Source organism: Tissierella sp. (assembly GCF_031460495.1).
In the GTDB taxonomy this organism is placed as follows: Bacteria; Bacillota; Clostridia; order Tissierellales; family Tissierellaceae; genus JAVKTS01.
In genome coordinates, this window is record NZ_JAVKTS010000002.1 from 325739 (window position 1) to 347609 (window position 21871).

Annotated in this window: 32 protein-coding genes; 29 read left to right on the top strand and 3 right to left on the bottom strand. The window is 31.2% G+C overall.

Translation table 11 applies throughout. The features are described from left to right. Positions 1-66 precede the first annotated feature (66 nt). From RIN63_RS05290 to sigK, 9 genes are all read left to right on the top strand, one after another. Entirely contained in the window at positions 67-366 is a 300-nt protein-coding gene (locus RIN63_RS05290) for a LysO family transporter (RefSeq protein ID WP_310443647.1), read from the top strand. Continuing rightward, positions 347-952, top strand: a complete 606-nt coding sequence (locus RIN63_RS05295) for a lysine exporter LysO family protein (RefSeq protein WP_310443648.1) — start codon at positions 347-349, stop codon at positions 950-952. The genes RIN63_RS05290 and RIN63_RS05295 overlap by 20 nt, the downstream gene beginning before the upstream one ends. 25 nt (positions 953-977) lie before the next feature. Continuing rightward, positions 978-1469 (top strand): QueT transporter family protein, encoded by a 492-nt coding sequence (locus RIN63_RS05300; protein ID WP_310443649.1) that lies wholly within the window; start codon positions 978-980, stop codon positions 1467-1469. 33 nt (positions 1470-1502) lie between these two features. Further along, entirely contained in the window at positions 1503-2570 is a 1068-nt protein-coding gene (gene mltG / locus RIN63_RS05305; protein WP_310443650.1) for an endolytic transglycosylase MltG, read from the top strand. Positions 2571-2575: 5 nt separating this feature from the next. Next, entirely contained in the window at positions 2576-3232 is a 657-nt protein-coding gene (locus RIN63_RS05310) for an O-methyltransferase (RefSeq protein ID WP_310443651.1), read from the top strand. Between the two features lie 4 nt (positions 3233-3236). Further along, positions 3237-4469, top strand: coding sequence for a U32 family peptidase (locus tag RIN63_RS05315; RefSeq protein ID WP_310443652.1), 1233 nt, complete (start codon positions 3237-3239; stop codon positions 4467-4469). 2 nt (positions 4470-4471) lie between these two features. Further along, positions 4472-5092 carry a uridine kinase gene (gene udk / locus RIN63_RS05320; RefSeq protein ID WP_310443653.1) on the top strand — a complete coding sequence of 207 codons (621 nt, stop codon included), beginning with the start codon at positions 4472-4474 and terminating at the stop codon, positions 5090-5092. Between the two features lie 46 nt (positions 5093-5138). Then, positions 5139-6785: a penicillin-binding protein 2 gene (locus RIN63_RS05325; protein WP_310443654.1), complete on the top strand. Its 1647-nt coding sequence runs from the start codon at positions 5139-5141 to the stop codon at positions 6783-6785. A gap of 70 nt (positions 6786-6855) precedes the next feature. Further along, a complete protein-coding gene (gene sigK / locus RIN63_RS05330) occupies positions 6856-7548 on the top strand; it encodes an RNA polymerase sporulation sigma factor SigK (protein ID WP_310444101.1) in 693 nt (230 codons plus the stop codon). 161 nt (positions 7549-7709) lie between these two features. Here the strand turns inward: sigK and RIN63_RS05335 are convergent, their stop codons facing one another. Next, complete coding sequence (locus tag RIN63_RS05335) at positions 7710-8378, bottom strand: YhcN/YlaJ family sporulation lipoprotein (protein ID WP_310443655.1); 669 nt, start codon at positions 8376-8378, stop codon at positions 7710-7712. 191 nt (positions 8379-8569) lie between these two features. Here RIN63_RS05335 and aroE point away from each other — a divergent pair, with 191 nt between their 5' ends. Both aroE and RIN63_RS05345 read left to right on the top strand, forming a co-directional pair. Next, on the top strand, positions 8570-9433 hold the full coding sequence (aroE, locus tag RIN63_RS05340) for a shikimate dehydrogenase (RefSeq protein ID WP_310443656.1): 864 nt from the start codon (positions 8570-8572) through the stop codon (positions 9431-9433). Between the two features lie 71 nt (positions 9434-9504). After that, a complete protein-coding gene (locus RIN63_RS05345; protein ID WP_310443658.1) occupies positions 9505-10383 on the top strand; it encodes an ATPase, T2SS/T4P/T4SS family in 879 nt (292 codons plus the stop codon). Here the strand turns inward: RIN63_RS05345 and RIN63_RS05350 are convergent. Together RIN63_RS05350 and RIN63_RS05355 are read right to left on the bottom strand one after the other, a co-directional pair. After that, a complete protein-coding gene (locus RIN63_RS05350; protein WP_310443659.1) occupies positions 10276-11991 on the bottom strand; it encodes a recombinase family protein in 1716 nt (571 codons plus the stop codon). The genes RIN63_RS05345 and RIN63_RS05350 overlap by 108 nt on opposite strands. Before the next feature lie 17 nt (positions 11992-12008). Further along, positions 12009-12626, bottom strand: a complete 618-nt coding sequence (locus RIN63_RS05355) for an XRE family transcriptional regulator (RefSeq protein WP_310443660.1) — start codon at positions 12624-12626, stop codon at positions 12009-12011. A 164-nt stretch (positions 12627-12790) separates the two neighbouring features. On the opposite strand from RIN63_RS05355, the gene RIN63_RS05360 reads away from it, so the two are divergent. The 18 genes from RIN63_RS05360 to RIN63_RS05445 are packed head-to-tail and all read left to right on the top strand — an operon-like array spanning position 12791 to position 21842. Continuing rightward, entirely contained in the window at positions 12791-12991 is a 201-nt protein-coding gene (locus tag RIN63_RS05360) for a DUF739 family protein (protein WP_310443661.1), read from the top strand. 36 nt (positions 12992-13027) lie between these two features. Further along, positions 13028-13219: a hypothetical protein gene (locus RIN63_RS05365; protein WP_310443662.1), complete on the top strand. Its 192-nt coding sequence runs from the start codon at positions 13028-13030 to the stop codon at positions 13217-13219. After that, complete coding sequence (locus tag RIN63_RS05370; RefSeq protein ID WP_310443663.1) at positions 13220-13378, top strand: hypothetical protein; 159 nt, start codon at positions 13220-13222, stop codon at positions 13376-13378. 17 nt (positions 13379-13395) lie between these two features. After that, entirely contained in the window at positions 13396-13599 is a 204-nt protein-coding gene (locus RIN63_RS05375; protein ID WP_310443664.1) for a hypothetical protein, read from the top strand. Then, on the top strand, positions 13599-13835 hold the full coding sequence (locus RIN63_RS05380) for a hypothetical protein (RefSeq protein ID WP_310443665.1): 237 nt from the start codon (positions 13599-13601) through the stop codon (positions 13833-13835). The genes RIN63_RS05375 and RIN63_RS05380 overlap by 1 nt, the downstream gene beginning before the upstream one ends. Then, positions 13836-14048, top strand: coding sequence for a hypothetical protein (locus tag RIN63_RS05385; protein WP_310443666.1), 213 nt, complete (start codon positions 13836-13838; stop codon positions 14046-14048). A 42-nt stretch (positions 14049-14090) separates the two neighbouring features. Then, positions 14091-14813: a DUF5839 family protein gene (locus tag RIN63_RS05390; RefSeq protein ID WP_310443667.1), complete on the top strand. Its 723-nt coding sequence runs from the start codon at positions 14091-14093 to the stop codon at positions 14811-14813. Then, positions 14813-15172, top strand: a complete 360-nt coding sequence (locus RIN63_RS05395; RefSeq protein WP_310443668.1) for a hypothetical protein — start codon at positions 14813-14815, stop codon at positions 15170-15172. Before RIN63_RS05390 ends, RIN63_RS05395 begins: the two co-directional genes overlap by 1 nt. Then, positions 15172-17265 (top strand): AAA family ATPase, encoded by a 2094-nt coding sequence (locus RIN63_RS05400; RefSeq protein ID WP_310443670.1) that lies wholly within the window; start codon positions 15172-15174, stop codon positions 17263-17265. The genes RIN63_RS05395 and RIN63_RS05400 overlap by 1 nt, the downstream gene beginning before the upstream one ends. After that, positions 17265-17468 carry a hypothetical protein gene (locus RIN63_RS05405; RefSeq protein WP_310443671.1) on the top strand — a complete coding sequence of 68 codons (204 nt, stop codon included), beginning with the start codon at positions 17265-17267 and terminating at the stop codon, positions 17466-17468. Before RIN63_RS05400 ends, RIN63_RS05405 begins: the two co-directional genes overlap by 1 nt. After that, on the top strand, positions 17469-18353 hold the full coding sequence (locus RIN63_RS05410; protein ID WP_310443672.1) for a recombinase RecT: 885 nt from the start codon (positions 17469-17471) through the stop codon (positions 18351-18353). It abuts the gene before it with no gap. Next, positions 18353-18709: a YkgJ family cysteine cluster protein gene (locus RIN63_RS05415; protein ID WP_310443674.1), complete on the top strand. Its 357-nt coding sequence runs from the start codon at positions 18353-18355 to the stop codon at positions 18707-18709. Before RIN63_RS05410 ends, RIN63_RS05415 begins: the two co-directional genes overlap by 1 nt. After that, positions 18706-19446, top strand: coding sequence for an MBL fold metallo-hydrolase (locus RIN63_RS05420; protein WP_310443675.1), 741 nt, complete (start codon positions 18706-18708; stop codon positions 19444-19446). Before RIN63_RS05415 ends, RIN63_RS05420 begins: the two co-directional genes overlap by 4 nt. Before the next feature lie 11 nt (positions 19447-19457). Further along, positions 19458-19778, top strand: a complete 321-nt coding sequence (locus tag RIN63_RS05425; RefSeq protein WP_310443676.1) for a hypothetical protein — start codon at positions 19458-19460, stop codon at positions 19776-19778. A 27-nt stretch (positions 19779-19805) separates the two neighbouring features. Then, positions 19806-20549: a hypothetical protein gene (locus RIN63_RS05430; RefSeq protein WP_310443677.1), complete on the top strand. Its 744-nt coding sequence runs from the start codon at positions 19806-19808 to the stop codon at positions 20547-20549. Positions 20550-20564: 15 nt separating this feature from the next. Then, positions 20565-20738, top strand: a complete 174-nt coding sequence (locus tag RIN63_RS05435) for a hypothetical protein (RefSeq protein ID WP_310443678.1) — start codon at positions 20565-20567, stop codon at positions 20736-20738. After that, positions 20710-21348, top strand: a complete 639-nt coding sequence (locus tag RIN63_RS05440; protein ID WP_310443680.1) for a 3D domain-containing protein — start codon at positions 20710-20712, stop codon at positions 21346-21348. Before RIN63_RS05435 ends, RIN63_RS05440 begins: the two co-directional genes overlap by 29 nt. Beyond that, entirely contained in the window at positions 21348-21842 is a 495-nt protein-coding gene (locus RIN63_RS05445) for a hypothetical protein (RefSeq protein WP_310443681.1), read from the top strand. The genes RIN63_RS05440 and RIN63_RS05445 overlap by 1 nt, the downstream gene beginning before the upstream one ends. Positions 21843-21871: the final 29 nt, after the last annotated feature.

Below are 21871 nucleotides of genomic sequence, written 5' to 3' on the forward strand. Positions count from 1 at the left end.
TGGTATAGATTTATACCAGGGATTTTGGTATAATAGATGAGGATAATTTACAAAGGAGGATTTTTCATGGGAATAAGATTATTTCTATATCTAGGAGTATTGTTATTAGGTGGATTAATTGGATATAAGGATAAAGTCAGTGAAAGGTTACAAAAAAATTTAAATTTGATTCAAAATATTTGTTTGTTGTTTTTATTATTTGTTATGGGAATTACTATAGGAATAAATGATGAAGTTATTTCTAATATATTTTCAATAGGATTTAAAGCAGGAATAATATCTATATTTACAGTTGTTTTTAGTATAATTTCAGTACATTTAATTAAAAGACTAATTGCATTGGAGAGTGATAGGATTGAGTCTTAAGATATTTCTTGCCGTTCTATTAGGCACAGGTGCAGGCTACTTTTTTCTACCAGATACCTTTTCCTCAAGTATAGGAGTTATTATAGATATTGGACTTATGCTTTTACTATTTTTTGTGGGTATGGATATTGGAAAACAAAAAGATGTATTTGGGAAAATAAAGAAGATGGGTTTGAGAATATTATTAGTACCTTTTGCTGTAATAATTGGTTCTGTTGTAGGAAGCATGATTGCAGGGATGCTTCTTAAGATGCCATTAAATGAATCAGGTGCCATAGGAGCAGGATTAGGGTGGTATACTTTAAGTTCAACTATGCTTTTAGCAGATGGATATATAGAACTTAGTGCATTAGCATTTTTATCGAATGTTTTTAGGGAGGTAATTGGCTTAATTACAATACCATTAATAGCAAAATATATTGGGAAATTAGAATCCGTATCAGCTGCAGGGGCTACTGCAATGGATACTTCACTCCCTGTAATATCTTCTTCAACAGATCCTCATACTACAATAATTGCGTTTATTACAGGAGTAATTTGTACAACAACGGTTCCAATAATTTTGCCAATTATATTAAAATTTTAATTAACTTAAGTGTAGGAGGTAAACTATGAACACTAAATACTTAACCAAAGCAAGTTTGATTGCTGCTTTATATATAGTATTAGTTCTAATTCAGATGCTACCATTTCCAATTATGAATCTAACTTTTGGTCCAATACAACTTAGGATTGCAGAAGGACTGGCGTTATTGCCATTAGTAGAAGCTGCAGCTGTCCCTGGTGTTTTTGTTGGATGTCTATTGTCTAATTTACTATTAGCATCATATTCAGGGTTTGGATTAGTAGACATACTAGGGGGTAGCCTAATTACTTTAGTTGCTGCGTATCTAACAAGAAAGATGAAGAGTAAGATAACTGGCATAATACCACCAGTAGTATTAAATGGATTAATTGTATCCATTTGGGTATCATATTTTACGAAGGTACCATATTTACTTACTGTACTAGGTATTGGTGGCGGGGAATTATTATCAGTAGCGCTATTTGGTAGTCTAATCTTATCAGTTTATGATAAAGCTACAAATTTAAAAGAGTACTAGAAGACAGTGAAGAGTGAAAAGTGGGGTGTAGAAATGGAAAATGCTAAGATGAAAAATAAAAAAACAAAGAAAAAAGAAACTAAGAGTATTAGATTGTTTAGAATACTATTTATATTTGCAGTTCTTGCAATTGTAGGGTTTGGAGCCTTTGATTATTATAAACAAGCCTTAGGTCCCATGTCTAAGCACAGCCCTCAAGAAGTAAGTATAACTATTCCTGTAGCAAGTTCATCCACACAAATAGCTGATATCTTATATGATAATGGACTTATAAAAAATCAATTGCTATTCAAGTATCAAGTTAAGAATAAAAATGTAGCTAGTAAGCTAAAAGCTGGAGAATATAATTTATCTACAGGTATGGATCTAGACACTATTATTGATAAATTAACTATTGGAGTAAAAAATTATAATACTGTTAGATTTACAATACCAGAGGGATATGAAATTCGACAAATGGCAGATAAACTATCAAATGAAGGAATTATTGATAAAGAAAGATTCTTGGAATTAGTAGGCAATAAGGATAATTTTGAAGACAAGTTTATTTTCTTGAAAGAATTAGATAATAATCAAAGTCTTGAAGGATTTTTATTTCCATCAACATATGAAATTTATATTGGTTCATCAGAAGAAGAAATAATAGAAAAAATGCTAAATGAATTCGATAAAATATATAAGAAAGATATAGAACCAAGGCTAAAAGATATTGATTTAACTTTAAACGAGGCTATTACCCTTGCATCCATAGTAGAGAGAGAGGGTAAAGTGGATAAAGAGAGACCCTTAATGTCTGCAGTATTTCACAATAGACTAGACCAAGGAATGATGTTGCAATCATGTGCGACTGTTCAATATATTTTAGGGGAAAGAAAAGAAGTTCTAAGTAACGAAGATACTAGAACTCCATCCCCATATAATACCTATATTCACGAAGGTTTGCCGCCAGCACCAATAGCATCACCGGGTAAAGCTTCTTTAATTGCAGCAGTGCAACCAGCAGATGTAGATTATTTATTCTTTGTACTAACAGGGAATGATGGCACTCATACATTTACTACTACTTATAAAGATCATTTAAATGCTAAACCAAAGAAATAAAGAGGATGATAAAATTGAGTCAGATAAACGAAGAGTATATTGAAGGCTATATACGAGGTTTGTTGCCCGATAATAATTGTAATCTAAAAGCAATGGAAAAATACGCAGAAGATAATCATGTTCCTATTGTTCAGCCTGAAGTGGCGCAATTATTAAAGGTTTTATTAAAGATTAAATGTCCAAAGAATATATTGGAGATAGGCACTGCAATTGGATACTCTGCTTTAATTATGGCAGAAAATACATCTGTTGAATGCAAAATTACTACTATCGAACGGCGAAAAGATATGATAGAATTAGCAATAGAAAATATATCTAAAACTAAGTATCTGGAAAGAATTAAAATATTAGAGGGAGAAGCAGAAGATATATTATCTACTTTAGAAGAAAAATATGATTTTATATTTCTAGATGCTGCTAAAGGTCAATATATGGATTTTTTCAAAGAATGTATAAGGTTACTTAATCCAGGCGGTATTATTGTCTCAGATAACGTTCTTTATAAGGGAATGGTTGCAACAGATGACCTTGTTATAAGAAGGAAAAAGACCATAGTAAAAAGACTTAGACAATTTCTACAATATATAAATCATATAGAAGGTTATACATCTTCCATAATTCCAATTGGTGATGGAATAGCAATAACTTATAGAGAGGAGTAACATTTTGAATAATATAGAACTATTAGCTCCAGCAGGAGATTTAGAAAAGTTAAAAATGGCAATTACTTACGGTGCAGATGCAGTATATCTTGGAGGAGATAGCTTTGGCCTTAGGAAGGCGTCAAAGAATTTTTCAATTGATCAAATCGAGGAAGGAATAAGATTTGCTCATGAAAGAGGAAAAAAAGTATATATTACATTGAACATCGTCCCTCATGATGAGGATATGAATGGTCTAGAGGAATATGTAACTAAGCTTCATGAAATAAATACAGATGCAGTTATTGTTTCTGATCCGGGAATGTTTTCTATAATTAAGAGGACAGTGCCTAACTTACCTATTCATTTAAGTACTCAGGCTTCCGTAACTAATTATGAAACAATAATGTTTTGGTATAATCTTGGAATAAGGAGAATAGTCCTCGCTAGGGAATTGTCTTTTAAAGAAATAGAGGCTATGACTGATAGGCTTCCAAAGGATTTAGAAATTGAAACCTTTGTACATGGAGCAATGTGCATGTCATATTCAGGTAGATGTCTAATAAGCAACTATATGACTGGTAGAGATTCCAATAGAGGAGATTGTGCCCATGGATGTAGATATAAATACAATCTAGTTGAAGAAAAGAGACCAGGAGAATATTTTCCAGTTTATGAAGATGAAGATGGAACATTTATTATGAATTCAAAGGACCTTTGCATGATAGAGTATATTCCTGAGTTGGTTAAATCTGGTATTGTTAGTTTTAAAATTGAAGGTAGAGTAAAGAGTTCTTACTATGTAGCCACTGTAATTAGAGCATATAGAATGGCCATAGATGAATATCTTAAAAATCCAGAAAACTATAAATACGATGATAAATGGTTACATGAAATAAAGAAAGCTAGTCATAGAGATTTTACTACAGGTTTTTATTTTGGAAAGCCAAGTACTGATGCCCAAGTATATACAACATCGTCTTATATTAGAGGTTATGATTTTGTTGGACTTATTTTAGATTATGATGAGGAAACTAAGATTGCAACTGTAGAGCAAAGAAATAGAATGTTTGTAGGTGAGACTATTGAAGTATTTGGACCAAAGAAAGAGTACTTTAGTCAAACTATTGAAAAAATGTGGGATGAAGAAGGAACTGAAATAGATGTGGCACCTCATCCACAGCAAATAGTGAAAATTCTCATGGCAGAACCTGTAAATAAAATGGATATGATTAGAAAGGGAAGGGAGGATGAGTAAGATTGAAAAGACCAATACTCATAGGAATAACAGGTGGGACAGGCTCGGGAAAATCTACTGTATCTAAAGAAATCTTTAAATCAATCCATGAAAAGAAAATTTGTATAATTGAGCAAGATTCATATTATAAGGATCAATCTAACTTAACCTATGAGGAAAGAGTTAAAACAAATTATGATCATCCTTTTGCTTTTGATAATGAACTATTAGTTGAACATTTAAAATGTTTATTAAGTAGCAAATCCATAGAAAAGCCCATATATGATTTTGAGAAGCATACTAGAAAAATAGACACAATAACCGTAGAACCTAAAGATATAATAATATTAGAGGGTATTTTAATATTATCTGAAAAAGATATACGCGACTTATTAGATATCAAAATATTTGTAGATACTGATTCTGATGTAAGGGTTATTAGAAGAATACTAAGAGATATTAAAGATAGAGGTAGAACTCTTGATTCTGTGATATTCCAGTATATGGAAACAGTAAGACCAGCACATCTTCAATTTATTGAACCTACTAAAAGATATGCAGATATTATAATACCAGAAGGCGGATACAATAAGGTAGCTATAGATATAATAGTAGCTAAAATAAATGCAATATTAAATAATTAGTTTTAATCTCCCTGAAAGTGGAAACACTAACTAGGGAGGTTTTTTTATGGCAAGATCTAAGAAGAATGTAATTCATACTAGAATAAAGCTATTTAAATATATTAGTTCTATAGTCTTTTTAGTACTATTGATAAGGCTATATGATTTACAAGTAAATGATAAGGAAAACCTTAAGTTGCAAGGATTAAGACAGAGGAGTACTGAAATAAATTTAAGCTCCAAAAGAGGAATAATATATGATCGAAATTTGATTCCAATGACAAATATAGAAAAGACTAAAACATTAATTGCTTCAAAAGGAGAAATATTAAAAAATGAAGAGCTTTTGGATAAAATTGTAAAAAATACGAGTTTATCTATTAATGAATTGAATATAATACTGAATTCTCCAGAAAAATTAGCATATATTCCATTAAAAAAAGTAATAGATATTGAAGATGCAAATAATATATTTATACTTGATATTGTAGATAGATATTCAAAATCCAATTTATTATCTCATGTTATTGGATATGTAAATAAAGCAGAAAATAAGGGAGAATATGGGATAGAAAAGATATATGATGAATTTTTGAGTAAATCAGATAAAGCTTCCTTGTTTATAGAATATGACAAAAGAAGGTCTTTAATTCTTGGATCTGCTTACCATGTAGATAATACTATAGACTCTGAAGATCCTGCTGGTGTTCAATTAACAATAGATTCAAAAATACAGCAAATAGTAGAAGAAATCCTTGATAAGAATAATATTAAAGGAGCTGTTATAGTATCAGAAGTAAGTTCAGGAGAGATATTATCATTAGTTAGTAGGCCGAATTTTGATCAAGATAATATTGCTGATTACTTCAATAAAGATGATATGGCATTATATAACAAAGCAATACAAGTATCATATCCTCCTGGCTCAATTTTTAAAATTGTGGTTCTTTTAGCAATCTTAGAAGAAAATCCTACCTATTTAAACCACCAATTTTACTGTAATGGATACGAGAATATTAATTCATTAACAATAAAATGCAATAGTACTCATGGTCATATATCTTTAAAAGATGGTTTTGCCAAATCATGCAATTCAGTTTTTATTCAGATAGGCAAAGAAATTGGATCTAAGAAAATAATAGATATGGCCAAAACCTTAGGTCTTGGTGAGAAGATAAATATTGGACTCATTGAAGAAGTAGAAGGTTCACTACCAGAAGGAGAAGAATTATTGGGACCTGCAATAGGAAATATATCCATTGGTCAGGGAAAGATAGAAACCACTCCATTACAAATTTCGAATTTACTATTGATTATTGCAAACAATGGTATCCAAAAGGATATGACAATAGTTCAAGGCATTACTACAAAGGATGGAAAAATAATTAAAAGATATAATAAAAATGAAAATGAAATGCTAATAAGCAATTACTCAGCTGAAGTAGTACAGGAATTATTGGAGGAAGTAATGTTAACAGGAACTGCCAGAGCAATAAATCTAAATGATATTGGTGGAGCAGCAGGTAAAACTGGATCAGCTGAAGGGCTATTAAGAGGAGAAGAAACAATCCATGGTTGGTTTGCAGGATATTATCCTAGAAAAAATCCCAAGTATGTAATTACTGTATTAGTAGAAGAGGCAAATTCAGGATCAAAATCTGCAGCTCCAGTATTTAAGAATATTTGTGAAGAAATATATAGGTTAAATTATTAGGACTTGCACAAAACTAACTCCATTTACATATATTTATATATGAGTAATGGGGGTGAAAAGTTTGAAAAATATGCTTTTATTGGTTCTAAGCATTGTATTAAGACCATTTGTAATTCTCTGTGGTTATATGATCAACTCGAATTCTTTTCCGAAACCACTCTCTAGTGATGAAGAAAAAATGTTTTTAGATCTTTATTCAAAAGGAGATGAAAGAGCAAGAAATGTGTTAATAGAAAGAAACTTAAGATTAGTAGCCCATATTGTAAAAAAATATAATAACACTGGTAAAGATACGGATGATCTAATCTCTATAGGAACCATAGGATTAATTAAAGCGATATCAACTTATAACCCTACAAAAGGAACAAGACTTGCTACATATGCTGCTAGATGTATTGAAAATGAAATTCTCATGACAATACGTTCAGCAAAAAAGACTAAGGTAGAATTATCTTTATACGAACCAATTGGTATGGATAAAGAAGGAAACGAGATAAACTTATTGGATATATTGGGTTCAGATGTAGATGAAGTTCTAGATGAGGTACATTTAAAACTGCAAGTCAAAAACTTATATAAAGCTATAAACCAAACTTTGAAAGATAGAGAAAAAGTTATAATTGAGCTTAGATATGGACTTATTGATGGATCTTGTAAAACTCAGAGAGAAATAGCTGCAATGTTAGGGATTTCTCGATCTTATGTATCTAGAATTGAAACAAGAGCACTTGGTAAGCTAAATAAAGTTTTAATGAATAAATAAAATAATCTAGATGAATTATATAATCCCCCTAATATAAAAAGGATTAAGCAGCCTTCCTTCGATAGAATATCGAACTTAGGCTGCTTAATTACTTCCTTTAAATAACTTAACATTTTTCAAAATTTACAATTTGATTATTATTTGAATTATCTAATCTTTTCTTATCTTATCGGAGCTGTTATTCTTCTAATTATATCTTCTACTTCTGTAGCAAATCCAGATATTGGATTCCCATTGTTTATTCTTGTATTCATGTTCTTAATTCTAGTATTAATATTAGGGTCAGCGGTTACTTGTATAGTTTCTATATTTCTATCAGCAACCTTTACAGCAGCATCTATTTTTTGTTTAAGATTAGAACTTATAGTTCTGTTATTATTGTTGCTTAAATTACATCCAACTACAGCAGTATTTCCATTAATTAAAACTGAAGCACTTTCTACCTCTGGTAATGCTGCTACTCTTTTAGCTATAGCGTTTGCTCTAGTTCCTAAATTGTTAGTGTTAGTAGTTAGATTATTGTTGTTAGTAGCTAGATTATTATTGTTAATCATACCTAAATCACTATTGGTGTTATTTCTTACCATTCCATTGTTAAGATTTAGGTCATTACCTAACATCCCATTATTTAGATTATCTCTCCTACCATTGTTTAGGCTGGTATTTAATCTATTATTGGTATTGCCATCATTCATCCAACGGTTGTTAGCATTATTAGGTAATCTTGCCTGTGTAGACATATTTCCCATTCTGCCATTAGTACCACATCCTGCTACTGCTGCTACCAAAATTAAAGATAAAACTATTAGACTTATTTTATTTTTTTTCAAATTATCCACCTCCTAAGAATAGTCTTACACATAATAGATATATTATTTAGACTAATTTTTATCCAATTTGTATAATCTAACCAACTTTTTAAATTTATGTTTATTCATTAGTGTAATTATGAGCATAAACGAGTGTTCTCTATTATTTGCCAAAATATGATGCTATAATTTTTATAATTAGGAGGTATTTTATGAACATAACATATGAAACTAATCTTTATTGTTTAATTGGTAATCCCATAGAAAAATCCTTATCTCCAATAATACATAATAGTATTTTTGAAATTTTTGATAGAAATTGTGTATATCTATCATTTAATATTAATGGAGAAGATTTAGAAAATACTATTAATGCTTTTAGGGCAATGAAAGTAAAAGGGTTTAATGTAACAATTCCACATAAAAAAAATATAATAAAATATTTAGATGATATAACTACAGAAGCTAAAATAATGGGAGCTGTTAATACTGTAAAGAATGAAAATGGTAAATTTGTTGGTTACAATACAGATGGAGAAGGTTTTATTCAAACTTTTTCTAATAATAACATAGATTTAAAGGATAAAAATATTCTACTTTTAGGTTCAGGTGGCGCTGCATTTTCTATTGGAGTAACATTAGCTATGCAAGACATAAATAGCATATATATAGGAAATAGAAATATAGAGTCTTGCATTTTACTTAAAGAAAAGATTAACTCAATAAATAATAAAATTATAACTAATGTAGATAATTTACAACTCGAAAATATAGATAAAAAATCCATTGATATTATTATTAATTCCACACCTATAGGTATGTATCCTATGGAAGATATGTCTCCTATAGAATTAAATGGATATTCTAAAGAAACCATTGTTTACGATATAGTATATAAGCCACTGGAAACAAAACTACTATACGAATCAAAATTAAAGGGTTTTAAGGTTTTTTCGGGTATATCAATGCTATTAAATCAAGCTATTTTAAGTCAAAAAATTTGGTTTGATCTAAAAGAAATTAATTTTAAAATAATTGAAAAACTAGCAGGAAATTTAAGCTCTTATGTCGAATAGTATAATAAATCATAATATTTTGAATTTACATTAATTCCTATATATTTTTACTAAACTTAAGAGGTGAGAATATGGCAAATACAAAATTGAAACTAGGGGAACTTTTAGTTTCTGCTGGAAAATCAACAGAAGAGCAATTAGGCATACCTCATGTAGATTTAGACAAATATCCAATTAATGCAAAGGTAGCAACGATTATTCCGGAAATTATAGTTAGAAGATACGAACTTATTGCAATCGATAAACATGAGGAAGTACTGGTTGTGGCAATGGTTGATCCATTAAATATATTTGCACTAGATGATGTAAGATTATTTGTTAAATCGGAGATTCAGCCAGTTATTGCCAATAAAGAAAAGTTACTTAAAGTTGTAGATGAGTTTTACAGTAGTCATATTGCAATAAAGGTATTAGAAGAATTTGAAGACAATTATTCCCCAATAAACACTGATGATATCCAAAATCAAGAATTACTTGAGGTAACTTCAGCTCCAATTGTAAAATTACTTAATTCAATAATCGAACAAGCTGTAAGGGATAGAGCTAGTGATATACATATAGAGCCAAATGCAGATGATATAAGGGTAAGATTTCGTATTGATGGAGAGCTTAATGAAATAATGACTTTAGCTCGCCATAGCTTGTCTCCTATAATAACAAGGATAAAGATAATGGGTAAGATGAATATTGCAGAAAAAAGAATATCCCAAGATGGTAGAGTAGAGACAATGATAAATAATAAAGAAATAGATATGAGAATTTCAACTTTGCCTACAATATATGGGGAGAAAACAGTAATAAGATTATTGGATAGATCTAACTTTGGTTATTCAAAAGAATCACTAGGATTCAGTAATAAAGATCTGGAAAGATTTGATAATATCCTGGCTCAACCTTATGGAATGATTTTGGTTACTGGACCTACTGGAAGTGGAACGGTATTTAGATAGTTTTATATCTTTATTAGTAAAGAATTGTATTCCTAATAATTCATCCTCACCATTCCAATATATTTTATCCACTATAGTTTGAATAAAGCATTTTTTCTGCTCATTGTCTAATTCATTTGCTAGTTTCGCAAAGTTGACAATATTGTTTACAACAAAATTTACATTATCAGATTCTTTTTTAGTTTTTTCATTTGATTTTTCTAGCTCAATTATCTCTTCTTTGATTTTTTGTAACTCTTTATCTTTATTTTCAATTTGAGGAAGTATGTAATTTGACGCAATAGAATTTTTAGGTAATTCATTGACCAATATGTCTATTTCATTTAAAAGTTCTTTTTTACGGTTTTCTAACTTATTTATAATATTTCTATTATTATCATTTTCATCATCTTTATTTATTTCTTTCATTTTTTTCAAAAATATCTCTTTTGATTGTGATAATTCCAGTATTTTTTCTATAATTGTATAATCAATATCAATTCCATTGACATTAGGATTGTTACATTTATCCATACCCGATGCAGTTTTTAAATTACAAACATAATAATGAGGTGATGTGCCATCTTCTCTTTTACGACCATACATTATATTCATAGCAGACCCACAGTGAGCACACTTTAAAATACCACCTAATAGTGCAACTGTAGAAGTGCCGGTTCTTGTAATTTCCATATTATTTACATCTAATTGTTTTTGTACTTCTAACCATTTATCTGGATTTATAGTCCCGATATGCTTTGCAACAGCACCTATCCATTCGCTTTTATCATTCTTCATACCTTTCCCATTTATTTTATTGTATATGAGAATACCTCTTTGGCCATTCAATCTGTCTTTTCCTGCAATTGAAATACCTCTATCTTCTAAGTAATCAGATATTTCCTCGTTAGCCTTAGAATAAGCTGGGTTTCTTAATATATCAGATATAACTCTAGTAGAAAAATAAGCATCATTTTTAGTTTTATAATTGTTTTGTATTAAGAATTTTCGAACTTGATGAATCGAACCTAACTCTAAATACTTATCATAAAAAAACTCTACCAAATCCATTTCTTTACTTATTGGTTTTAACTTTGTTAGTGACTTCTCTTTATAATCCTTATCTAAATATGGTACTTTTTCCGATTCAAATCCCAAAGGAGGAACTCCGCCAAGCCATCTTCCAGTTGTGGCTAATTGAAGCATATTGTCTTTAATTCTCTCAGATATGGTTTCTCTTTCTAATTGAGAAAAGACACTAGCTATATACATCATAGCCCTTCCCATTGGTGTAGATGTATCAAATTGCTCTTTAATTGATACAAAAGCTATATTATAATTATTTAATTCTTCTATAGTAGATGAAAAATCAGCAACATCTCTAGAAACTCTATCTAACCTATAACAGATTAGGACATCAAATTTCTTCTCTCTAGCATCATTCATAAGTTCTTGGAATTTAGGCCTATTGATATTTCCACCAGAGAAACCCTCATCCTCATACACATAAATATCTTTTATGTTCTCAAAATGTCTATTTGCATATTCTTTACACATTAAAATTTGATTCTCTATACTTTCTCCTTTGCCAGTAAATTTTGATTTACGGGAGTATATAGCTATTTTCATAATATCACTCCTGATTATTATATTTTTCTTCTAAGTTCTTTTACTATTCCTACAATCTTGACTTCTCCAGGGTGATTATATGTTCTTGGTGAATAATTAGGATTTATAGGCTTTAATTCAATTTTGCCTGTTGTTTTCTTTACTGTTTTTAGGGTAGCTTCAAATCCATTAACATAGCAAGCACAATCATCACCCGTCTCACAGTCAGGCTGCACTAAAATAATTACTGTATCTCCTTCTAAATATTTTGGATACATAGAATCTCCTTTAACTTTCAATGCTATATACTTTTTATTTCCCTTCATCCACTCTACTGGAATATCAACCTCGCCTTGAATATCTTCAATGGCTTCAAGTGGCATGCCAGCAGGTATAGATCCATATACAGGAATTGTTATGGAATTGTTATATTCATCTGACATTTCCCAACCTAACAGATGGGCAGGAAGAACCCCCAGTGCTTTAGCAAATTTTTTTACCATTTCGATATCCACATTTTTTATTTTACCTTTTTCGTATCTTTGAACTGTGCTTTCACTAAGGTCAACCAAATCACCTAATTGTTTTAAAGTTATTTCTTTATTAATTCTTGCTTTGTAGATTCTTTTTCCCAATTCTAAATTATATTCGCTCATATAGAACACCTCCATAATGCAATTATACCTATATCTGATGTGTTATGCAAGAAATATTATACAAATTATAAAAAAACTTGCACATAGTGCTTGACAATAATCGACCGTTAAATTATACTTAAATCACAACTTGTACAACATGCAAGTTTAAAGGAGGTGTTTGAATGAATATTGACAAGTTAAAAGGGAAGTTAGTTGAAAAAAAGAAAACTTATGAAGATTGTGCAAATGCATTAGATGTTAGTATTACAACATTTAGCAACAAAATGAATGGAAGAGGTAGCTTATACATTGAAGAAGTTAATATCTTATCCAACTTTCTTGATTTGACAAATACTGAAAAAATAGATATTTTTTTAGACTAAAACTTGTACAACACGCAAGAAAGGAGAGGAGTCAAGATGAGTATTAAAAAAAGGAAAAGGCGGGAACCAAGATTACTAAATTGTATCATCTTAAATCCAATCGAAGATACTGAAAGCCAAGAATTCTATGATGACTTAGTATTCGGAGCATTAGCAACAGCATTAAAAAAATGTTTGACTTCAAGTCAAATAAAGCAAATCATATCTCAAATTGAAGGGGCAGATTAAATGCTAAATCTAATATGTAGCCTAATAGCTAAAATAGTTTTTACTAGCATCAATGGAGTTGTACTCATACTTTTACTAGGTTTTATTTTTTACATCTATTTAGGACAAGCAGAGGACTTTAGAAAGATAGCAAAACAAATAATAAGAGAGGGGAGATAATCGTGGGTTTAGAAAAATTGGATTTTGTGAGAGTAGTTGGTTCTAATGACGAAACTAAAGAGTTTATTGGAGCAGAAGGAATTATCGTAAATACTTTTGGTGATTCTGGCCATCGACATGATGTGGTTTTCTTTAACATGAGTTTACAGAAAAAAGCTATGGACGGTGGAGGGTTACTTTGGAGAGATGAAGATTTAGAAAAATTGGAAGAGATGCTGTAATGGAAAGGTTTGTATTTACATTTAGGGCAGGACACCCACTTTGCCATTGTTATCAAACAGTGCATGCACCTAATAAATCTAAGGCTATTAAAAAAATGAAAGAAACTTATGGCAATTGTTTTGATTTCATACTTTCACAAGATGACTTCTTCACAAGAGAAAACCAGTTAGCTAGAGCAGGGGTGCCTTATAGAAAAGAATTATCACATATTTATTGCAGGGAGGAAGCGAGTTAAATGGATCTAACAATGAAATCACTAGTAGATGATGTAAAAATTGCTAGAAATAAATTAAACGAAATTTCAATAACAGAACCAGACCATATGGATAACGCAATATATAAGTTAAATGAGGCAGAGGAAAAGCTGAATAACTATATCAGAGAAAAGAAGCATAAAGAACAAATAGAAAAGACCTTCCAGCTACCAACTGAAAAAGGTCTTAGGTAAAAACACTCAACTAAATTATATCAAATAAGGGGGAATTAGCAAGTGAAATATAAAGCTGGAGACAAAGTGAGAATTGTATCAAAAAGAATGACAAATATGGCAGATAATGGGGCTATGGATAAGTATTTAGGGACTGTAATGACAATAGATAGAATCATGGGAAGGTCTTATTATATGAAAGAAGATAATAGGCGTTGGTCTTGGTCTGATGCAAATATACAAGGATTAGCTGAGCAGATGAATACTATGACTTTAGATGAATTTAAAAAGAGAGGTCTAAAAGAAGGAGATATTGCTTATTTTGAATGTTTTAATGATTGGGGAATGGTATCAGGAGAAAGGTCTTGCGAGAGTATTAACTCGAAATATTCAGGTTACGCATGGTCTAAAACATTTAGCATAATAGAAAGCGTTTCTAAAATAATATTTAAAGAAGATTGGTTAAGAGCAAACCATATTGAAATAATGAATTTTTTTAGAGGGTATGAAAATTATTCATCTTTTCCTATCATTCGAATAATCAATAAAAAAATGACCAAATACATCCATGCAGTACATTTTGGAAGTACAAAGATTTACACATGGAGAGTTCCAAAAGAATTTGAATATCTTGATTTCAGAGCTGGAGATATTGCTGAAGTAGACACAGTTAAAGGAAGGCAGTATGTAGAAGTTAGAGAAACAGCGGAGTATGAGCATGACGAAAAAACCAAAGAAATTAGGAAGCTTGTAGAAGTATGTGACTATGAGAGGAGATTTAGATAATGAAAAAATATCAAATTAGCCCAGGACAAATACCACATCTAGTTAGGCTTACTGCTGATTTATTTAACACTATGAATAAAGAAGTAGCTTACAGCCCAAATAAAGGTGAAAAAGCAACTCAAATGCATTTTGTAGTAGACCTATTAAAGGATTTAGTAGATACAGCCTATCCAGTAGCAAATGGTGGAGTAATAAGTAAAGAAACCTTGGGGGAAATAGGGGGATTTCAAGGACAAGAGATTCATGTAATTCAAATGGGTGAATCAACTTCATTTACAAACGAAAGCTTAGATAAAGCTATGGAAAATATAGCTAAGATTATGAAAAGCTACAAACCACCAAAGGCAGGTGAGTTTTAATGAATATCAAATTAAATTACCTACATCTAAAGAATTTCAAAGGTATCAAGGATTTCAAGCTAACAGCAGATGGTAAAAATGTTTCAGTATTTGCAGACAATGGCAAAGGCAAAACAACTTTAATGGACGGATTCCTATGGTTACTTTTTTCAAAAGACAGCAACGACAACACAACTTTTACAGTCAAGCCACAAGACGAACTAGGACAAGATATTCACCATCTACAAACAGAAGTAGAAGCTGAAATGTTAATAGATGGAAAACCATTGAAAATAAAGAAAATGCAAGAGGAAAAATGGGTTACTAAAAGGGGTTCAGATACAGCCGAATTAACAGGCAATACCGCTTCATATTGGTATGACGAAGTACCTCAAAAGGCTACAGAGTACAAAGAAAAAATAGACAGTTTAATCAATGAAAATATATTCAAAATGATAACCAATCCTTTATATTTTAACACCAAACTGAAATGGGAAGAAAGAAGAAAAATCTTGCTAGAGATATCTGGTAACAGAACAGATGAAGAAGTAATAGCTTCAGATGAAGGCCTTTCAAAATTAACAGATATTCTTAATGGTAAAAGCATTGAAGATTACAAATTAGTCCTAGCAGATAAACTCAAAGGATTTAAGAAGGAAAGAGATAATCTTCCACCTAGAATAGATGAACTGACTAGGTCATTACCTCAGGAAGAACCTGATTATACAGCTATAGAAGAAGATTTAAAGGATTACAGGGATGAATTAGCTACAGTTGAATCTATGATGACTAATGCAGCTAATAAGACTAATGAACTAAATAAAAAACACCAAGAATTATATTCACTTAAATCTAAACTAGAAGAAGTAAAGGCAAAGGTTAATGAAGAATCAGGAACAGATATAAAAAAACTCATTGATAAAAAAACAGAGTTACAAGGTGGACAATATCTTATCAAATCTGGGATAGACAACTTAAAAATGCAAATAGACGATGCTAATAGAACTTTAGAGTTCAATTCAGTTACTAGACAAAGCTTGCTAAATACATGGAGAGAATTAAACGACAAGGACTTAGAAATAAGGTCAGAAGAGTTTATTGTTCCAGATTTAAATAAAAGCTGCCCGACTTGCGGACGAGATGCTCCTGAAGAAATCATTGAATCCCAAATGGAGGAACTGAAAGTTAATTTTGAGAAAGAAAAGAATTCTAGACTAAGTTTACTTCAATGTAAAATCAATGCAAATAAGGTAGAAGGCACATCATTAAAAGAAAGGACAGAGAAAGCTAAATCTACTTTAGACGATTTGAAAAATGAATTATCGGTCAAAGAAGGAAATCTAAAAGAGATTACTATTACAATAGATGAACTAAACAAAGAAATATCAAAGCCAGTTCCAGAACCAGATTATAGTAAATATGCAGATTATACTGTATTGTTCCATAAAATGTATGCACTCCAAGCTGAATTAGATAAGCCAGTAGAAGATAAATCATCAGAGTTATTGGCTAGAAAATCAGATATTCAAGCCCAGATTGATGAACTTAATAAAATTCTTAATGGCAAATCAGAAGTAGAAAAGAAAAAAGCTAGGATAGAAGAACTTAAAGCAGAAGAAAAAAGAGTATCTTCACTCATAGCCGAATTAGAAGGTCATAAATTCCTCTTAGAGCGATTTACAGTAGCCAAGGTTAACTTGCTAGAGGATAGTATCAATAGTCAATTTAAGCATGTGAAATTCAAGCTATTTGAGGAAAATATCACCAATGATGGCATAAAAGATACTTGCATTGCCTTAGTAAATACCAATGGAGCATATGTCAAATTTGAAGATGGTAATTTAGCAGGGAAGATAAATGCAGGGTTAGATATAATACAAGCTTTATCTAAATTCTATGGAGTTATGGCTCCAATATTTGTGGACAATCGTGAATCAGTCAGTAAAATAATGGAAACTGATAGCCAAATAATCAATTTAATTAAGCCACCTACATGGGATGAACTAGACAAAGAGGTACAAGATACCTTGATATCAAAATACGGAGATAAGGAAACGGCTAAAAAAATTAGGAATGACAGAAATAAAACTTTAAGAGTGGAGGTTAGGGAATAGTGAAATTAATAATATCAGATATAAGGGAATACCAAAATAAAATGGAAACAGTAAAATCCAATGGATTTAAAGCAAATGACTTCAAAGAATTAGGTAGAGAGTTGAGAGACAAATTTAATCTGTCAGATAGAGAAGCAATAAGCATATTAAATGGAAAAGATGAAGAAATATTAAAAATATTGGAAAGACAGGAGGAATGTTAAATGTCAAATCAAGTAGCAGTAGTAGAGAAAAATGTTGTTGATATTGTAGCAGGCAAAGTAAAAGGATTTCAAGATAAAGGAGAATTAGTATTCCCAGAAAACTATATACCAGAAAATGCTTTAAAATCGGCATACCTTATGTTACAGGAAACTGTTGATAGAGATAAGAAACCAGTGTTGCAAAGTTGTACTACTCCAAGCATAGCAAATGCACTTCTGTCAATGACGGTTCAAGGACTTAACCCCGATAAAAAACAATGCTACTTTATAGCATACGGAAATAAGTTGCAATTACACAGGTCTTACTTTGGTGCAATGCATGTAGCTAAGATGGTAGATCCTAATATTCAAGACATATATGGAAAGGCAATATACCAAGATGATGATTTTGAATATGAAATCAAACATGGTAAAGAAAGAATAGTTAAGCATATTCAAAAGCTAGGAAACATCAATAAAGATAAAATTGTGGGTGCTTATGGGACAATCCTATACAAAGATGGAACTGAATTGTCAACGGTTATGACATTCGACCAGATTAAACAGGCATGGAGCAAATCCTCAATGAAGCCAGTTGATGATAAAGGCAATATTAAGCCATACTCCACTCATGCACAATTCACGGCTGATATGGCAGAAAAGACAGCTATAAATAAGGTTTGTAAGTATGTGATTAATAGTTCTAGTGATAGCAACATAACAGCTAAATTTGCAAAGGCATTGGATAGTGAAATAGCTGAAGCTGAAACAGAAATGATTATTGAGGAAAATGCAAATCAAGAGTATATCGACTTTGAAAGTGGAGAAATCATTGAGGGTGAAATAGAAGAAATTGAAGAATCAGAGATAGTGGAAGAAGAAAATGAAAAGGAACCAGGATATTAATGTATGACTTGTTAAATATCCCAAAGCACAAGAATTGCAGTAATTGTGGTGAATGTTGTGGTCCTGTTCCAGCTAATAAAAAGGAAATAGAAAATATCAAGAAGTACCTAAAAGATAATCCAGAGTTAATGAATCAACTAGGAGAGGTTAGGAGTTTAACTTGCATGCTTAGGGATGAAGAGGAAAAGAAGTGCCTTATATATCCAGTTAGACCACTAGTATGTAGGTTGATGGGAGTAGCTGAAGGATTGGTTTGTAGCAAAGGTAACTCATCTGACATTGATGGAGTTAAGTTTCTGAATGAGAGTTTTACTGATAAGCCAGAATTATTAAACTTTGTGAGGTGGGGTGAATGAAGCTAAAAGTCTTAGCTAGTGGAAGTAAAGGCAACTCATACATCCTTGAATCTCCAACAGGGAGCCTGCTAATTGAGGCAGGAATCCCTTGGAGAGAAATATTAAAAGGCTTGAATTATGACATATCAAAAGTAGTAGGGTGTTTAGTCAGTCACGAACACAAAGACCACTCAAAGGCAGTAGATGATGTGATGAAAGCTGGAATTGATGTTTATATGAGTGGTGGAACTATGGATTTATGGCCTATGTTTAACCATAGAATGAATCTCATTAGAAGTGGAAAGCAGTTTTATGTAGATGACTTTATGATATTACCTTTTGATGTTGAACACGATGCTCAAGAGCCACTAGGCTTTCTAATTCAGTATAAACCTACAAAAGAAAAGTTATTATTTATCACTGACAGCTACTACAGTAAATACAAATTCAAGGATTTAAACTACATTCTCATAGAGTGCAACTACATCAAGGAAACTCTAGATTCAAATATAGAAAACGGATATATACCAGAATCTATGAAACCTAGGCTACTACAAAGTCACTTTAGTTTAGAGAATGTAAAAGAGTTCCTAAAGGCTAATGACTTAATGGATTGCAGAGAGATTATACTCTTACATCTTTCAGACCGTAATAGCGATTCTAAGCAGATGATAAAAGGGATTGAGGAAGTAACTGGGATTACACCAAAGATTGCGGATAAGGGGTTAATTTTAGACCTACAGTTATTTCCGTATTAGGAGTTGATGAAATGAAGTACAGAAAAATAACTCAAGAAGATGTATATAAGTTACTCGTAGGTATTAGCGTTAGTGTAATGAATACTTTCGATTGCATAAATATTGTCAATATTGCAAGCCTTTTAAAGACAAGTCGTTATCAGGTGAAGAAATATATTGATGAATTGAAAAATCAAGGAATGGTCGAATTGGTATGCGTTGATATTTCAAGTGAAGATGAGCCTTATCCTCCATATTTGGGATATGTACTAACCAAAAAAGGCAGAGATACACATTTCTACAGAGAGGCAGAACAGAAGGAAACTGAATTAATAAAAGAAATCTTTGGATAAGGAAAATAAAAAATAGGGGGAATTATTGTGAACTTAGAAAACAGTATCAAAGATGTTATAACTAAAAAAATTGAAGATGGCATTATTGAAAAGGTAATTGCAGAAGAATTAGAAAAAGTCATAAGGAAATCACTTGACGATTTATTCAGCTATGGTGGAGCAGCCAAGAAGGTTATTAAGGAAAAAATAGAATCTGTAATAGTGCCTTACCTAGAGAACTATGATTACTCAAATTACATCTTGAAACTAGATACAGTCTTAGTAGAGATATTGAAAAATACATCACTAGATAATAAGAAGATGTTGGAGAATTTCAAGGATTTAATGATGGTTGAAGAAAGAAAAACAATAAAAGTTTCAGAAATATTCGATGTATGGAAAAAGCGTGTAGCTAAAGATATAGATACTTCCGAATTGGGGATATGTTACGACGATGGAGTTAGTTATAATTACGCAAATGTTACCCTAGAAGTCGAGTATGAGGAAGATAGAAGCTGGAGTATTTATAAATATGCGAGACTAATATTTGAATGTGAAAAAGACGAAGAAATGAATTTAGAAATAAGAATTAGCAAATGGGAAAATAGCAAAGATGAGGGTTGGAATATTAGTTATGAAAACACTCATAATATTTCATCATTAAGACGATTAGATGCACTTGAAATATTCTTAATGAGATTAGATCAAGCAAGTACAAAGATAATTATTGATATGGTATATGAAAATGATGAAGTGGAAGTTGAAGCACAGCCAGAAGCATCATTTGATTAAAGGAGAGCGATATCGATGTTTGGTAGATATGTAACTATAAATTGCTTATATGTAGAAGACCCCATCAAGGTTTGGGTTATATGTACTCCTGATACACCTTTACACGAGTTGCAAAATAGGGCAAGAGAGATTGTTTTAAGAGAAATGGAAAAGCAGTTAAATGAGTGTAACCTTCAACCAAGTAAATAAAGGGGTGAGGACAATTAATAGAGATACCAAGTCTTATATTTTATATTTCTTAATATTAGTAATATCCATAGGAGCATTAAAAACAGTAATCAATGAGCATAAGGTGGAAATAGTAAAGATGGAGATTGAAATAGAAGAATTAAATGCACAAAAGGAAAACTTGTTAAGACAGAAACAACTATATGAAGAAATATTGGAACTAAAAGAAGAGTTAGAGTTAAACCTCACTCAGCAAATAGACATATTAGAGAAAGATACTCTAGAGCTTCAGGAAGAAAATGAGCAACTAAGAACTATTAGAGCCAAATTGACGGCTTATTCACCACTAGATAATAGAGATGGTCAACAAGCCGAAGGAAATCCGACTAGGACAAGTATAGGTCGTAGAGTGGGGAGAAATATTGCAGCTGCAGATCCTAAAAAACTTCCATATGGAACGAAGTTAGAAGTACCTGGATATGGAATTGTAGAGATAGGAGATACAGGCGGAGCATTAAGAAATGATGATAATAATATCAGGATTGACTTGTTTCACAACACATATCCTGAGGCTATGAATTTTGGGGTTAAGAATCAAGAAATCAAGATACTAGAATGGGGTGGTGATTAATGCCAAACCGAATACTTAAAGAATCTATTTGTACTAGCTCAACAATTGAAAGTTTATCTTCCAAAGAAGAAATCTTCTTTTATAGACTAATTGTAAACTGTGATGATTATGGAAGATTTGATGCTAGACCCACAATTTTAAGAGCCAAATGCTTTCCATTAAAAATTGATGAAGTGACTGATGATGAAATTAGCAATTGGTTAAAAAAATTGAGTCAATTACATTTAATAATTGTATATGAATTTGAAGGTTCTGAATACTTACAAATGAAAACATGGGAAAAACATCAGCAAGTAAGGTCAAAGAGAAGTAAGTTTCCTTCACTTGATGACAAAGGAGTTAAGATTATATCGTTTGACGAAAATGGAAATCAAATGATATCAGATGATATCAAGGGAAATCATTTGAAAGCAAATGTCCCCGTAATCCAATCCAATCCAATCCAATCCAATCCGAATCCGAATCCGAATCCGAATCCAATCCTAATCCAATAGGGGGAAATGAGGAGGAAGAAAACGAAGAA

Excerpts from the sequence above, each read along its gene's own strand:
- RIN63_RS05360 (WP_310443661.1), top strand. The coding sequence starts at position 12,791 with ATGAATATTGACAAGTTAAAAGGGAAGTTAGTTGAAAAAAAGAAAACT.
- RIN63_RS05325 (WP_310443654.1), top strand. The coding sequence starts at position 5,139 with ATGGCAAGATCTAAGAAGAATGTAATTCATACTAGAATAAAGCTATTT.
- RIN63_RS05370 (WP_310443663.1), top strand. The coding sequence starts at position 13,220 with ATGCTAAATCTAATATGTAGCCTAATAGCTAAAATAGTTTTTACTAGC.
- RIN63_RS05395 (WP_310443668.1), top strand. The coding sequence starts at position 14,813 with ATGAAAAAATATCAAATTAGCCCAGGACAAATACCACATCTAGTTAGG.
- RIN63_RS05420 (WP_310443675.1), top strand. The coding sequence starts at position 18,706 with ATGAAGCTAAAAGTCTTAGCTAGTGGAAGTAAAGGCAACTCATACATC.
- RIN63_RS05435 (WP_310443678.1), top strand. The coding sequence starts at position 20,565 with ATGTTTGGTAGATATGTAACTATAAATTGCTTATATGTAGAAGACCCC.
- sigK (WP_310444101.1), top strand. The coding sequence starts at position 6,856 with ATGCTTTTATTGGTTCTAAGCATTGTATTAAGACCATTTGTAATTCTC.
- RIN63_RS05445 (WP_310443681.1), top strand. The coding sequence starts at position 21,348 with ATGCCAAACCGAATACTTAAAGAATCTATTTGTACTAGCTCAACAATT.
- RIN63_RS05415 (WP_310443674.1), top strand. The coding sequence starts at position 18,353 with ATGTATGACTTGTTAAATATCCCAAAGCACAAGAATTGCAGTAATTGT.
- aroE (WP_310443656.1), top strand. The coding sequence starts at position 8,570 with ATGAACATAACATATGAAACTAATCTTTATTGTTTAATTGGTAATCCC.
- RIN63_RS05425 (WP_310443676.1), top strand. The coding sequence starts at position 19,458 with ATGAAGTACAGAAAAATAACTCAAGAAGATGTATATAAGTTACTCGTA.
- RIN63_RS05365 (WP_310443662.1), top strand. The coding sequence starts at position 13,028 with ATGAGTATTAAAAAAAGGAAAAGGCGGGAACCAAGATTACTAAATTGT.
- RIN63_RS05385 (WP_310443666.1), top strand. The coding sequence starts at position 13,836 with ATGGATCTAACAATGAAATCACTAGTAGATGATGTAAAAATTGCTAGA.
- RIN63_RS05380 (WP_310443665.1), top strand. The coding sequence starts at position 13,599 with ATGGAAAGGTTTGTATTTACATTTAGGGCAGGACACCCACTTTGCCAT.
- RIN63_RS05350 (WP_310443659.1), bottom strand. The coding sequence starts at position 11,991 with ATGAAAATAGCTATATACTCCCGTAAATCAAAATTTACTGGCAAAGGA.
- RIN63_RS05300 (WP_310443649.1), top strand. The coding sequence starts at position 978 with ATGAACACTAAATACTTAACCAAAGCAAGTTTGATTGCTGCTTTATAT.
- RIN63_RS05290 (WP_310443647.1), top strand. The coding sequence starts at position 67 with ATGGGAATAAGATTATTTCTATATCTAGGAGTATTGTTATTAGGTGGA.
- RIN63_RS05345 (WP_310443658.1), top strand. The coding sequence starts at position 9,505 with ATGGCAAATACAAAATTGAAACTAGGGGAACTTTTAGTTTCTGCTGGA.
- RIN63_RS05400 (WP_310443670.1), top strand. The coding sequence starts at position 15,172 with ATGAATATCAAATTAAATTACCTACATCTAAAGAATTTCAAAGGTATC.
- RIN63_RS05355 (WP_310443660.1), bottom strand. The coding sequence starts at position 12,626 with ATGAGCGAATATAATTTAGAATTGGGAAAAAGAATCTACAAAGCAAGA.
- RIN63_RS05410 (WP_310443672.1), top strand. The coding sequence starts at position 17,469 with ATGTCAAATCAAGTAGCAGTAGTAGAGAAAAATGTTGTTGATATTGTA.
- RIN63_RS05440 (WP_310443680.1), top strand. The coding sequence starts at position 20,710 with ATGAGTGTAACCTTCAACCAAGTAAATAAAGGGGTGAGGACAATTAAT.
- RIN63_RS05310 (WP_310443651.1), top strand. The coding sequence starts at position 2,576 with ATGATAAAATTGAGTCAGATAAACGAAGAGTATATTGAAGGCTATATA.
- mltG (WP_310443650.1), top strand. The coding sequence starts at position 1,503 with ATGGAAAATGCTAAGATGAAAAATAAAAAAACAAAGAAAAAAGAAACT.